Origin of the sequence: Halomonas organivorans (assembly GCF_014192055.1) — a bacterium.
GTDB lineage: Bacteria > Pseudomonadota > Gammaproteobacteria > Pseudomonadales > Halomonadaceae > Halomonas > Halomonas organivorans.
In genome coordinates, this window is sequence record NZ_JACHXM010000008.1 from 1 (window position 1) to 12,446 (window position 12,446).

Here is a 12,446-nt window from a genome sequence, read left to right on the forward strand (position 1 = left end):
GCGCCGTCGACCTGACGCCGTGGAAGGGCGCGGTACCGGCCGGCATCGTGCTGGTGATCCTGGTGATCGCCATCTACGCGGCCTTCGCCGGCTGACGCCGGCCCGCCCATCGGCCTCCTAGACGCCCCGCTCACCGCGGGGCGTCTTCGTCTGGGGACCGCATGTCCTTATTGGTGGGGCATTGGTCATTGTGGACATCGCGCCTTGAGGTCAAACTCGAGGACATCGTTCACACTGGGAGCCCCCGGATGGCCGCCTCGTCCTCCCTCACCTCGCCCACCGCCACCTCGACGCGCCGCATCGCGTTGATCGCCTATCCTGACTGCCAGGCCCTCGACGTCTGCGGCCCCTGGCAGGTGTTCGCCAGCGCCAACGACTGCGCGGGCCAGCCCCTCTACGCCCTGGAGCTGGTCGCCCGCGCGCCCGGCACCCTGACCACCAACGGCGGCCTGGCGATGCTGGCCGACCTCGACTGGGCGGGCCTGGCGGCACGCGGTGCACCGGACACCCTGCTGGTGGCCGGCGGCAGCGGCGTCTTTGCGGAATGCCGGGCCGGACACCACCTCGACGAGCTGCGCGAGATGGCCCCGCGGGTCAGGCGACTCGGCGCCATCTGCACGGGCGCCTTCCTGCTGGCCCGGGCCGGGCTGCTCGACGGCCGCCGCGCCACCACCCACTGGCGCCATGCCGAGGCGCTGGCACAGGCCCATCCGCAGGTGCGCGTCGAGTCCGATGCCCTCTACGTCGACGATCGCGGCCGCTACACCAGCGCCGGGGTGACGGCCGGCATCGACCTGGCGCTGTCGCTGGTCGCGGCCGATCACGGCGGCGAGCTGGCCGGCCGGGTGGCCCGCGAGCTGGTGATGTTCCTGCACCGGCCCGGCGGCCAGTCCCAGTTCAGTGAGGCACTGCGCCACCAGCAGCGCACCGCCGGCCCGCTGCGCGAGCTGCTGGACCAGCTGCACGCCGACCCCGCCGGCAACCACCGCCTGGAGAGCATGGCCGCACGCATGGCGGTCACCCCGCGCCACCTGTCGCGGCTGTTCCGCCGCCATCTCGATACCACGCCCGGCGCCTACCTGACGCAGCTGCGCCTGGAGGGTGCCCGGCAACAGCTGCTCGCGACCCATCCCGCGCCGCCGCTCGCGCGCCTTGCCGCCCAGTGGCGCCTGGGCGGCGCGGAACAGCTGCGGCGCCTCTTTCACCGCCGTTACGGCGTGCCGCCGTCGGTCTATCATGAGCGCTTCGGCGCCCGCTCCCCCCACCACGAGGACACCCTGCCATGCCATTGACGGTTTCCCTGCTCTCGCTGTGCCAGGCCCTGCTGGTCAGCGGCAACATCCTGCTGATCGCCGTGTCGCCGCTGATCGGCGCCCAGCTCGCGCCGGCGCCCACCTGGTCCACCACTCCCGTCGCCACCCAGTGGCTGGGGCTGATGTGCGCCACCATTCCGGCCTCGCTGATCATGGCCCGCCTCGGCCGACGCCGCGGCTTCGTGCTCGGCAACCTGCTGGGGCTGGGCGGGACCGCGCTGGCCGTGTTCGCCTTGCATATCCAGAGCTTCGCCATCTTCCTGCTCGCCACCTGGCTGATCGGCATCGGCATCGGCTTCGGGCAGTTGTATCGCTTCGCCGCGGTGGAGGCGGCACCCGAGGGCGGACGCGACCGGGCTATCGGCCTGGTGATGGGCGGCGGCGTTCTGGCCGCCTTCTTCGGCCCCTGGCTGGCGCGTCACAGCCACGCCCTGGCCGACACCCCCTACCTGGGCAGTTTCCTGGGGCTCGGCGTGCTCTATCTGGCAGCCCTGGCGCTGTTGGCCTTCGTGCGCATGCCCGAGCCGGCTGCCGATACCGTCGACGGCGAACAGCGCCCGCTGGCCGAGATCATTCGCCAGCCGGTCTTCCTGCTGGCGGTGGTCAGCGCCATGGTCGGCTACGGGGTGATGAACCTGGCCATGACCGCCACGCCCCTGGCAATGGCCGAAGTCGGCCATGGCTTCGACCATGTGGCGGCCACCATCCAGTGGCACGTGGTGGCGATGTTCCTGCCCTCCTTCGTCACCGGACGCCTGACCGCCCGCTTCGGCGCCTCGCGGATGATCGCCGCCGGCTGCCTGCTGCTGGTCGCCAGCGCCCTGACCGCCCAGTTCGACGCCGGGATCGCCGGTTTCCACACCGGGCTGGTGCTGCTCGGCCTGGGCTGGAACTTCACCTTCCTGCCGGCCACCGGCCTGCTCACCGAGGCCCACCGCCCCGCCGAGAAGGCCCGCACCCAGGCGGCCAACGAATTCCTGGTGTTCTCCACCGCGGCGCTGACGGCCCTGCTCGCCGGCCCCGCCATGACCCTGCTCGGCTGGTCGATGCTCAACGCGCTGCTGATCCCCCTGTGCCTGCTGCCTCTGGCGCTGCTGGGCCTGCGACACCTTGCCTTCCGCGCTCGCCGCCCACAGATTAGAGGCTGACACGGATGCCGAGCGACGCCACGAATGCCCCGGGACCTGACACGCGATTTCCATGATCTACTAGAACGCGGACGCGACCGCCAGCTTCGGCTGGCGGTCACCGGCCTGTCGCGGGCCGGCAAGACCGCCTTTCTCACGTCGCTGGTCGACCAGCTGCGCCATGCCGGGCTCGAGGCCCGCCTCGACCTGCTGCCGGCGGCCCGGGAGGGGCGCCTGCTGGGGGCCCGCCGGGTCGAGCAGCAGGACCTCGGCGTACCGCGCTTTCCCTTCGACCGCGCCCTGGCGGCGCTGGACGACTCCCCGCCGCGCTGGCCAGAGCCGACCCGCGGCATCAGCGAGCTGCGCCTATCGATCCGCTACCGGCCGCGTCGTCCCGGCTGGGTCGGCGGCGATACCCGGCGGCTGACCCTGGATCTGTTCGACTACCCGGGCGAGTGGCTGCTCGACCTGCCGCTCCTCGAGCATGACTTCGCCAGCTGGTGCCGCGCCCAACGTTTCGACGGCGAGCGGGCCATGCTGTTTGCCGACTGGCAGCGCGAGGTGGCGGACCTGGAACCGGCTCAGGAAGTCGAGGAAAGCCGCCTGGCCGAGATCGCCGAGCGCTACGCCGAGGGGCTGCGGGCGGCCCGCGAGGCCGGCTTCTCCGATCTCCAGCCCGGGCGTTTCCTGCTGCCCGGCGAGCTGGCGGGGGCACCGGTGCTGCAGTTCTTTCCCCTGCCAGGGCTCGACGCCGCCGACCCGGCCGACCTCGAGCGGCTACCCCCGGAGAGCCTCTACGCCACCCTGGCGCGGCGCTTTCGCCACTATCAGCAGTACATCGTCAAACCCTTCTACCGCGAGCACTTCCGCCGCTTCGACCGCCAGATCGTGCTGGTCGACGTGCTGGGAGCGCTGAACGCCGGCCCGGAACGCTTCGAGGATCTGTCCCGGGCGCTGTCGCGGCTGATGCAAAGCTTCGACTACGGCCGACGCAGCCTGCTGTCGCGGCTGTTCGCCCCGCGCATCGATCGCTTGGCCATCGCCGCCACCAAGGCCGACCACGTCACTCCCGAGCAGCACGCCCGACTTACCGGCCTGCTGGAGGCGCTGCTCGCCGAGCCGCTCAAGGACCTGCGCTTCGCCGACGTGCCGGTGCGCGCCCTGAGCCTGGCCTCGATCCGCGCCACCGAACCGCGCGAGGTCGACCACCGCGGCAAGCGCCAACCGGCCCTGCGCGGCACCACCCTCGAGGGCGAGGAGGCGCTGCTGTTCCCCGGCGAGGTCCCGGAACGACTGCCCGACGCCGACTTCTGGGGCCGCCAGGGGTTTGCCTTCACCGCCTTCCGCCCCCTGCCCCGGGACGGCGGCGCCCTGCCGCATATCCGCCTCGACGCCGCCCTGGACTGGCTGATCGGAGACAAGCTGACATGACCGCTCCTCACGACACCGATCCGCGCCCCGGCCAGCGTTTCTCGCTGGACACGGCCCCTTCTCCAGACGAGGCACCCGACGAGGCACCGGCGCCGGGCCGACGCTACGATCCCGACCAGGCCCACCATCCGCTGGCCGCCACGGAGCCCGACAGCGACGCCGGCGAGGCTGCCGTCACGGCGGGCCTGGCGCCACCGCGGCGACGCCGCTGGGGGCTGTTCGGCCTGCTGGCCGCGGGGCTTGGCCTGGGCGCCGGCGAGCTCGCCCTGTCGCTACCGGCGTCGCTGGCCGAAGGCGACTGGCTCGGCCTGGGCTGGGCCTTGCTGGGGCTCGGCGCCATCGGCCTGGGCGGTGGCGCGCTGGCTCGAGAAGTGTGGCGGCTGCGTCGCCTGCGCGGCCACGAGCGGCTGCGCGAGGCGCTTTCGGCACTGCCCGAGGCCACGCCGCGCCAGGCTCGAGCCACCGCCGAGACCCTGCGCCGCCGCCTGGCGCTGGACGATGACCATCCTCACTGGCGGGCTTTCCTCGCCGCACGCGAGCCCCACCATGACGGTCGCGAGACCCAGGCCCTGCTGGCCCATCACCTGCTCGCCCCGCGGGATCGCGAGGCGAGCCGGCTGATCTCGCGGATGAGCGGCGAGACGGCGGTGATGGTGGCGCTCAGCCCGCTGACGCTGGTCGACATGGCCTTGGTGGCCTGGCGCCACCTGGCGTTGATCGACCGACTGTGCCGGCTCTATGGCCTGGAGCTGGGCTATGCGGCGCGGCTCAGCCTGTTTCGCCGGGTGCTGCGCGACATGGCCTTCGCCGGGGCCAGCGAGATGGCCAGCGAAGCCGGCATGGAGTGGCTGTCGCTGAACCTGGCCGGACGCCTCTCGGCACGTGCCGGCCAGGGGCTCGGGGTCGGTCTGCTGGGGGCGCGGCTGGGGCTGCGCGCCCAGCGCCTGACGCGACCGCTGGCCTTCGACGAGGCCGAACGCCCGCGCATCGCCGACCTGCGCCGCGAACTGTGGAACCGGCTGCGGCGCCTGGAGCGCCGGGAGGACGGCGAGAGTTGATGAGGATCAGCCCACACCGTCGGCAGGCCGTCTAGGCTGTAGGGGTGTGACCCGGCCAAGCCAAGGAGACCTCCCCATGTTCCAGTCCATTCTCGTGCCCGTCGACGGTTCCGAGCACTCGCGCGTCGCGCTGTGCGTGGCCTGCAAGCTGGCCCGCCAGGAGGACGGTCGCATCGTCCTGCTGCATATCCCCGAGGCGCTGCCCCACGAGCCCCTGCTGGTGTGGGGCGCCGGCGCGGTGCCGCTGGGTGCCACCCTCGAGAAGCGCGAGCAGGTCGGCCGCGAGCTGCTCGACCATGCCATGGAAGAGGCCAGGACCCTGGGCGTCGAACAGCTCACCCCCGTGCTCACCCAGGGCGATCCCAGTCAGGCGATCCTGGCCGCCGCCGAGGAGCATGGCGTCGAGACGATCGTCATGGGCAGCCGGGGCCTCGGCGACCTCAAGGGGCTGGTGGTGGGCAGCGTGTCCCACAAGGTCAGCCACGGCGCCAAGTGCCGGGTGATCACCGTTCGCTGACCGACGAGGCCCCCATCTGTGCACGCCCCAGCGGCGTCAGCAGCGCCGGCCCCCCGCGCCCGACGAAGTCCACTTCGAAATCGTCCGCGGCGAAATCCGGCGGCGTGCGCCCCGACGCGAAGGCCCGCCACTGCTCTTCAAGGTAGGCAGCATTCTTGTCGCACCAGGGCGCCGCGCCGATATAGATCACGTTGCTGTCCTCGTGCCCGCGATGCTCGGGGTCCACCGCATGCACCACGTCGCAGTGCCACCAGATGGTGTCGCCGGGCGCCAGGTCCGGGATCGGCGTCAGCGCCTCGAGCAACGGCGCATGCCAGTGAGGGTCTACCGACAGCGCCCGACCCGGCCGGGCCCCGCACAGATCATCGTCGGGCACGTCGTCCTGCAGCGCCCGCAGCAGCAAATAGCTCATCACATCGGCGATCGGGATCAGGTTGAGAGTGCCCGCCCCGCCGCGCTGCGCCGTCAGCGCCGTCCAGCCCTGGAAGGTGCGGAACATCGAGCACACCACCGGCGATTTCACCTCGCGCACCCGGGTGCGGCTGCGCGCGTCGAAGGGATCGAAGCGCTCCGGCCGGCCGTCGAAGACGTGCCGATAGACGTCGCGGAAATTGGCCTCCAGCCAGCGTTCCACGGAACCGCCGTCGACGTGGGGCGACAGCCCCAGGCTCGCCGAGCCCGGCGGGCGACGCCGCAGCCGGTCGGCATAGCAGGCCAGGCGCCCGGGGTCGAACTCTTCCCCGGCGTCCCACAGGCCATTGAGGAAACGGCAGGCGGCGGCCAGGCGCGGATCCTGGCGCGCCAGCACCTGGGGGCGCGACCAGTAGAGGCCGTAGATCTGCGGCGTGCCCTGATCGAGGCCACCGAAGTAAGGGTCCTCGGCGGCCTCGGCGAGCCTTGCCATGAAGCGGTTGCGCGCCAGGTAGTCGCCGATCTCGGCGTTCCAGGACGCGGCGGTGGACTCCGGAAACACGCCGTGGATGGCGCAGGCGCCGCGTCGGCGGATCTGCGCCAGGACCGCCTCGTCGACCCGGCCGGCCACCACGTCGTCGGCGTCGAGGCTCGGGATCGCCGAGCGGCCTGCCTCGCGCTCCGCCCGGATCTCGGCCGCCTGGGCGAGAATGGCGGCTTCGGCCCGGGCGAAGGCGCCGCGATAGTCGCCTATCCGGTGGCGCAGCTCACGCTTGGCAGTGGCGATGGTCTCGCCGAGCCGCTCGGGATCGAAGGTAAAGGCTTGCTGTGGCATGACGATCTCCTGTGTCAGGCGAGACGCTGTTCGCTGTCGGGATCGAAGAGCACCGCACGACGCATGTCGACGCGCAGGCCCAGGCGCTCTCCCGCCGCCACCCGGCAGTCGGGATTCACCCGGGCCGTGATCTCGCCGTCGCCGAGCGGCAGGCGCAGCAGGATATCGGCCCCGGTGGGCTCGACCACGCTGACGGTCGCCGACAGCGGCGTGCCCTCGGCCTGCTCGCCGAGGCGCGCATCTTCCTCGCTGAAGTGCTCGGGACGCAGGCCCAGCGTCAGCGTCCGACCGCAGCATTCGGCCAGGACGGCGGTCTCGCGGCTCGCCGGCCAGGGCAGCAGCAGGTCGTCGGCGCCGGGCGTCGCCACGCGCAGGCGATAGTCGCCGGGCCCGCCCTCGAGCACCGCTGCGACGAAGTTCATCGACGGTGAGCCCATGAAGCCGGCCACGAAGATATCCACCGGGTCGTTGTAGATCTCGTCGGGACTCCCCATCTGCAGGATCCGGCCGTCACGCATCACGGCGATGCAGTCGGCCAGCGTCATGGCCTCGATCTGGTCGTGGGTCACGTAGACGATGGTGGTGCCCAGACGCTGGTGGAGCTTCTTGATCTCGGTGCGCATCTCCACCCGCAGCTTGGCATCGAGGTTGGAGAGCGGCTCGTCGAACAGGTAGACCTTGGGCTCGCGGGCCAGCGCCCGGCCCATGGCCACCCGCTGGCGCTGGCCACCGGAGAGCTGCGAGGGCTTGCGCTCGAGCAGATGCGAGATCTGCAGCAGGTCGGCGACCCGCTCAACGGCCGCCTCGCGCTCGGCCCTGGGCACCTTGCGCATCTCCAGGCCGAAGGCGATGTTGCCGCGCACCGTCATGCTCGGGTAGAGCGCATAGGACTGGAAGACCATGGCGATATCGCGCTCGGCTGGGGTGCGCCAGGTGATGTCCTCGCCGCCGATGAGAATTTCCCCGGAGGTCACCGGCTCGAGGCCGGCGATGGCGTTCATCAGGGTCGACTTGCCGCAGCCGGAGGGGCCGACCAGGATCAGGAACTCGCCCGAGTCGATGGCCAGGCTGACGTCCTTGAGCACCTGGGTGCTGCCGAAGTCCTTGCAGACCCGCTGGATTTCCAAAGCTGACATGGTGGTTACCTCTTCATTGTTCTATTGCCCTCGTACCGGGGGCCGACGGGCCGCCGTCGATGAGGGCGGCTACCGTGCTATCGCGTCGCTAGCCCTTGACCGAGCCGGCGGTGAGCCCGCGCACGAAATACTTGCCGGCCAGCACGTAGACCAGCAGGGTCGGCAGCGCGGCGATCATGGCGGCGGCCATGTCGACGTTGTACTCCTTGACCCCGGTCGAGGTGTTGACCAGGTTATTGAGCGCCACCGTCACCGGCTGGGTGTCGTGCCCGGAGAAGGCCACCCCGAACAGGAAGTCGTTCCAGATCTGGGTGAACTGCCAGATCACCGAGACCACGATGATCGGCTTGGAGACCGGCAACAGGATGCGCCAGAAGATGCGGAAGAAACCCGCGCCGTCCAGCTTGGCCGCCGCGACCAGCTCATCGGGGATCGACACGTAGAAGTTGCGGAAGAACAGCGTGGTGAAGGCGATGCCGAACACCACGTGCACCAGCACCAGTCCGGCCCGGGAGCTGGACAGCCCCAGCCAGCCCAGGGTCTGGGCCATCGGCAGCAGGATGACCTGGAAGGGGATGAAGCAACCGAACAGCATCAGCGCGAACAGCAGCTCCGCGCCGCGGAAGCGCCACTTGGTCAGGGCATAGCCGTTCAGCGCCCCGATCAGGGTGGCGATGATGACCGCCGGGATGACGATGGCGAAGGAGTTCCAGAAGTAGCCGCTCACCCCCTCGCAGCGCATCCCGGTGCAGGCCGAGCCCCAGGCCTTGAGCCAGGGCGCCAGCGTCGGGTGCTCGGGCAGCGTCAGCAGGCTGCCGGCGCCGATCTCGTCCAGGGGCTTGAGCGAGGTCAGCACCATCACCGCCAGCGGCAGCAGATACCACAGTGCGGCGACGACCAGCACCGCCTGCAGCAGCAGGCGCCCGGCACGCGCCGCCGGCGTCCGGGAGCGAATCACGTTATCCATGTCGACGGCTCCGCAGTTCGGAATACAGGTAGGGCACCAGGATCGCCAGCACTCCACCGAGCATCAGGATGGCGCTGGCCGAGCCCATGCCGATCTGGGCCCGGGTGAAGGCGTGGGCGTACATGAAGGTCGCCGGCAGGTCGGAGGCATAGCCCGGTCCACCGCCGGTCAGCGCCACCACCAGGTCGAAGCTCTTGATGGCGATGTGCGAGAGAATCATCACCGCGCTGAACACCACCGGCCGCAGGCAGGGCATTACCACCCGGCGGTAGACCTGCGGCAGGCTGGCGCCATCGAGCTGGGCGGCCTTGAGGATGCTGTCGTCGATGCCGCGCAGGCCGGCCAGGAACAGCGCCATGACGAAGCCCGAGGCCTGCCACACCGCGGCGATCACCAGGGTGTAGACCGCCATGTCGGGATCCACCAGCCAGTCGAAGGTGAAGGATTCGAAGCCCCAGCCGCGCACCATCGCCTGGATGCCCAGGCCCGGGTTGAGCAGCCACTTCCACACCACCCCGGTGACGATGAACGACAGCGCCATGGGATACAGGTAGATCGTACGCAGCACGCCCTCCTGGCGGATCCGCTGGTCGAGCAGGATCGCAAGGCCGGCTCCCAGCACCAGGCAGACGCCGACGAACAGCGCGCCGAACACGCCGAGATTGGTGGCCGCCACCCACCAGCGCTCGTTGGCCATCAGCCGCGAATACTGGGCGAAGCCGACGAAGTCGTAGCTGGGCAGCATGCGTGAATTGGTCAACGAGAGGACGAAGGTCCACAGCATGAAGCCGTAGATGAAGCACAGCGAGATCGCCACGGACGGCGCCAGCACCAGCTTGGGCAGCCAGGTCTGGAACTGCCCCGTGAGACTGGCACGCGCCGCGGGACGCCCGCCGCGCCGCCAGGCGTCCGCGTGGGTCGAAACGGATTTCATGGGATCACCTCACACTCGAGGAAGGGGCGGCGCCCGCACGTTGACGGGCGCCGGACGGAACGCTCAGAGGGCCAGGCTGGCGGCCTGGGCCAGCCGCTCGGCGGCCTGGTCGGCGCTCATGTCGCTCGAGTTGAAGTAGTTGGTAATGATATCGAAGAAGGCGCCCTGGACATCGCTGCGCATGGCCATGCGGTGCGCCATGCTGGGCACCAGGGTGTCGGCGTCGCGGGCGGCCTGGAAGTCCTCCATGGAGCGCAGGGCACAGTCGTCGAAGCCGCTCATGTCGAGATCCGGGCGCGCCGGAATCGAGCCCTTGAGCTGATTGAAGGTCTTCTGGAACTCCGGCTCGAGGATCAGCCGCGCCAGGGCGAACTGCGCTTCGCGCGCCTCGGCATCGCCGAGCTTGAACATCGCGAAGCTGTCGATGTTGAAGGTGAAGGCGTCCTCGGTGCCCGGCACCGGCGCGCATTGATAATCCTCGCCGGCCTGCATGTCGGCGGCGGTGAACTCGCCCTTGGCCCAGTCGCCCATGATCTGCATGGCGGCGTCGCCGTCGATCACCATGCCGGTGGCCAGGTTCCAGTCGCGTCCCGGCATGCCCTCGTCCATCAGCTCGCGCAGGCGCTTGAAGGTGGTCAGCGCCTCGATCATGGTGTCGCTGGTGAGGGTCTGCTCGTCGAGGTCGACGAAGGCGCGGCGATAGAAGTCGCTGCCGCCGAGGCTCAGCACCACGCTCTCGAACAGGGTAGCGTCCTGCCAAGGCTGACCGCCATGGGCCAGCGGCACGTAGCCCGCCTCGCGCAGGGCATCGCCGGCGGCGAACATCTCGTCCCAGCTGGTCGGCATCTCGACCCCGGCATCGGCGAGCACTTCGGGATTGGCCCACAGCCAGTTGACCCGATGGACGTTGACCGGCACCGCCACGTAGTGGCCGTCGTGGCGCATCATGTCGGCCACCACTTCGGGCAGCAGCGCGTCCCAGTCGCCCTGCTCCGCCACGCCGTCGAGATTGCCGAGCAGGCCGAGCTCGCCCCACTCCTGGATCTCCGGGCCGTTGATCTGCGCCGCCGCAGGCGGATTGCCGGACATCGCCCGCGACTTGAGCACCGTCATGGCGCTGTCGCCGGCACCGCCGGCCACCGCGAAGTCCTTCCACTGGTGCCCTTCCGCCTCGAGCAGGTCGCGCAGTTCGCCCACCGCCTTGGCCTCGCCGCCGGAGGTCCACCAGTGCAGGACCTCGACCTCCCCGGCCTGGACCTGGCCGGCGCCGAGGGCACCGGCCGCGGTCAGTCCCAGCAGGGCATGGCGGAGTGGGGTGAATCGCATCAATGCGCGCATGTGACGTGCCTCCTGATTGTTGTTGTCTCGACTGCCGCCCGAAACCTTGGCGGCTCGCCTCACGCTAGCGCATTCGTGGCATCGATAGGCGTTACCTAATACTGGATAGTATTGCCGAGATGTTACGGGGCTGAAACATGTCTCCCGGCCAGGGCATCCATGATGTCGTGGCAGGCGCCCATGGTGTGATAGTCGACCTTGCCGGCCGGACTCTTGACGTCGGAGTAGCGGCGGTTGTCAGGGGTCAGGATGCGGTACCAGGCACCGTGGCGATGGTCGATGAAATGGCGCCAGCTATAGTCCCAGAGCCGTTCGTACCAGCGCCAGTAGGCGGGCCGGCCGGTGCGCGCGCCGAGCAGCGCCGCCGCCGCCAGGCTCTCGGCCTGCACCCAGAAGTACTTGTCGCCGTCGCAGACCCGCTCCGCCGGATCGAGGCCGTAGACCAGGCCGCCGTGGCGACGGTCCCAGCCCGCCGTGGCGCTGGACAGGAACAACCGCTCGGCGGCGGTCACCAGCCAGGGCTCGGGCCGATGACGCTCCAGCATCACCAGCAGCTTGGCCCACTCGGTCTGATGGCCGACCTGGTAACCCCAGGGGCGGAACAGGTGGGCCGGGTCGTCGCGATTGTAGTCCCAGTCGGGCCGCCACTGGTCGTCGTAGTGCTCCCAGATCCAGCCGTGGGGATGGTCGCGATTGGCCGTCACCATGGCCCGGGCGATGGCCAGCGCCTGGTCGAGGAAGGCGGCGTCGCCGGTGGCCTCGAAGGCGGCGATCAGCGCCTCGCAGCCGTGCATGTTGGCGTTCTGGCCGCGATAGGCCGACACTCGCCAGTGCCGGTCGGCCTCATCGGCGAAGCGCTGCCAGCGCGGCTCCCAGAAACGCCTCTGCAGCATCCGATGAACGGCATAGAGGCCGTCTCGCGCTTCGTCGATACCGGCCTTGAGCGCCTCGGCGTAGGCAAGCAGCACGAAGGCCAGCCCGTAGCAGTGATGGGTATCGTCCTCCACCACCCCGGCGTCGAGGGTCCAGGCATAGCCCTGGGAGGCGGTCTGGAAGTGCGCCTGCTCCAGGTAGGCCAGGCCATGCCGCGCCCAGTGGCGGTACTCGTCGCCGCCGCCATGGCGAGCGTAGCGGGCGTAGGTCACCACATAGCGGGCACTGGAGACCAGGTGGCGATGGCCGCGATCGAGAATGGTGCCGTCATCGAGCAGGTAGTGATGGAAACCACCGTGCGGGTCGATGGCGCGGGGATGGTAGAAGGCCATGGTCTTGCGGACATGGGCGGCGAGAAAGTCGCAATCGTAGACGTTCACTGGGTGCCTCCTGCAGGAATATCGGGTCCAGCCTAGCGTGAGCCGGGGGGGAATGCCGTATTTCCA

Annotated in this window: 11 protein-coding genes; 5 read left to right on the forward strand and 6 right to left on the reverse strand. The window is 70.0% G+C overall.

Annotated elements, in window-relative coordinates:
- The first annotated feature begins 248 nt into the window (after positions 1-248).
- The 5 genes from FHR96_RS09990 (at position 249) to FHR96_RS10010 (ending at position 5,446) form a co-directional block, all read left to right on the forward strand.
- Positions 249-1,292 carry a GlxA family transcriptional regulator gene (locus FHR96_RS09990; protein ID WP_183387536.1) on the forward strand — a complete coding sequence of 348 codons (1,044 nt, stop codon included), beginning with the start codon at positions 249-251 and terminating at the stop codon, positions 1,290-1,292.
- Positions 1,283-2,461, forward strand: coding sequence for an MFS transporter (locus tag FHR96_RS09995; RefSeq protein ID WP_183387537.1), 1,179 nt, complete (start codon positions 1,283-1,285; stop codon positions 2,459-2,461). The genes FHR96_RS09990 and FHR96_RS09995 overlap by 10 nt, the downstream gene beginning before the upstream one ends.
- Positions 2,462-2,485: 24 nt before the next feature.
- Complete coding sequence (locus FHR96_RS10000) at positions 2,486-3,871, forward strand: YcjX family GTP-binding protein (RefSeq protein WP_183387538.1); 1,386 nt, start codon at positions 2,486-2,488, stop codon at positions 3,869-3,871.
- Positions 3,868-4,929: a TIGR01620 family protein gene (locus FHR96_RS10005; protein WP_183387539.1), complete on the forward strand. Its 1,062-nt coding sequence runs from the start codon at positions 3,868-3,870 to the stop codon at positions 4,927-4,929. The genes FHR96_RS10000 and FHR96_RS10005 overlap by 4 nt, the downstream gene beginning before the upstream one ends.
- A 76-nt stretch (positions 4,930-5,005) precedes the next feature.
- The gene (locus FHR96_RS10010; RefSeq protein WP_183387540.1) at positions 5,006-5,446 is read left to right on the forward strand and encodes a universal stress protein; all 441 of its coding nucleotides are present in this window, start codon (positions 5,006-5,008) and stop codon (positions 5,444-5,446) included.
- Here FHR96_RS10010 and FHR96_RS10015 read toward each other — a convergent pair.
- The 6 genes from FHR96_RS10015 to FHR96_RS10040 form a co-directional block, all read right to left on the reverse strand.
- Entirely contained in the window at positions 5,433-6,692 is a 1,260-nt protein-coding gene (locus tag FHR96_RS10015) for a YbiU family protein (protein WP_183387541.1), read from the reverse strand. The genes FHR96_RS10010 and FHR96_RS10015 overlap by 14 nt on opposite strands.
- 14 nt (positions 6,693-6,706) lie before the next feature.
- Positions 6,707-7,828, reverse strand: coding sequence for an ABC transporter ATP-binding protein (locus FHR96_RS10020; protein ID WP_183387542.1), 1,122 nt, complete (start codon positions 7,826-7,828; stop codon positions 6,707-6,709).
- A gap of 88 nt (positions 7,829-7,916) precedes the next feature.
- Positions 7,917-8,795, reverse strand: coding sequence for a carbohydrate ABC transporter permease (locus tag FHR96_RS10025; protein ID WP_183387543.1), 879 nt, complete (start codon positions 8,793-8,795; stop codon positions 7,917-7,919).
- A complete protein-coding gene (locus FHR96_RS10030; RefSeq protein WP_183387544.1) occupies positions 8,788-9,729 on the reverse strand; it encodes a carbohydrate ABC transporter permease in 942 nt (313 codons plus the stop codon). The genes FHR96_RS10025 and FHR96_RS10030 overlap by 8 nt, the downstream gene beginning before the upstream one ends.
- Positions 9,730-9,792: 63 nt before the next feature.
- Positions 9,793-11,067, reverse strand: coding sequence for an ABC transporter substrate-binding protein (locus tag FHR96_RS10035; protein ID WP_183387545.1), 1,275 nt, complete (start codon positions 11,065-11,067; stop codon positions 9,793-9,795).
- Positions 11,068-11,189: 122 nt separating this feature from the next.
- Complete coding sequence (locus FHR96_RS10040) at positions 11,190-12,380, reverse strand: AGE family epimerase/isomerase (RefSeq protein WP_343066362.1); 1,191 nt, start codon at positions 12,378-12,380, stop codon at positions 11,190-11,192.
- Between the last annotated feature and the right edge of the window lie 66 nt (positions 12,381-12,446).

Excerpts from the sequence above, each read along its gene's own strand:
- FHR96_RS09990 (WP_183387536.1), top strand. The coding sequence starts at position 249 with ATGGCCGCCTCGTCCTCCCTCACCTCGCCCACCGCCACCTCGACGCGC.
- FHR96_RS09995 (WP_183387537.1), top strand. The coding sequence starts at position 1,283 with ATGCCATTGACGGTTTCCCTGCTCTCGCTGTGCCAGGCCCTGCTGGTC.
- FHR96_RS10000 (WP_183387538.1), top strand. The coding sequence starts at position 2,486 with ATGCCCCGGGACCTGACACGCGATTTCCATGATCTACTAGAACGCGGA.
- FHR96_RS10005 (WP_183387539.1), top strand. The coding sequence starts at position 3,868 with ATGACCGCTCCTCACGACACCGATCCGCGCCCCGGCCAGCGTTTCTCG.
- FHR96_RS10010 (WP_183387540.1), top strand. The coding sequence starts at position 5,006 with ATGTTCCAGTCCATTCTCGTGCCCGTCGACGGTTCCGAGCACTCGCGC.
- FHR96_RS10015 (WP_183387541.1), bottom strand. The coding sequence starts at position 6,692 with ATGCCACAGCAAGCCTTTACCTTCGATCCCGAGCGGCTCGGCGAGACC.
- FHR96_RS10020 (WP_183387542.1), bottom strand. The coding sequence starts at position 7,828 with ATGTCAGCTTTGGAAATCCAGCGGGTCTGCAAGGACTTCGGCAGCACC.
- FHR96_RS10025 (WP_183387543.1), bottom strand. The coding sequence starts at position 8,795 with ATGGATAACGTGATTCGCTCCCGGACGCCGGCGGCGCGTGCCGGGCGC.
- FHR96_RS10030 (WP_183387544.1), bottom strand. The coding sequence starts at position 9,729 with ATGAAATCCGTTTCGACCCACGCGGACGCCTGGCGGCGCGGCGGGCGT.
- FHR96_RS10035 (WP_183387545.1), bottom strand. The coding sequence starts at position 11,067 with ATGCGCGCATTGATGCGATTCACCCCACTCCGCCATGCCCTGCTGGGA.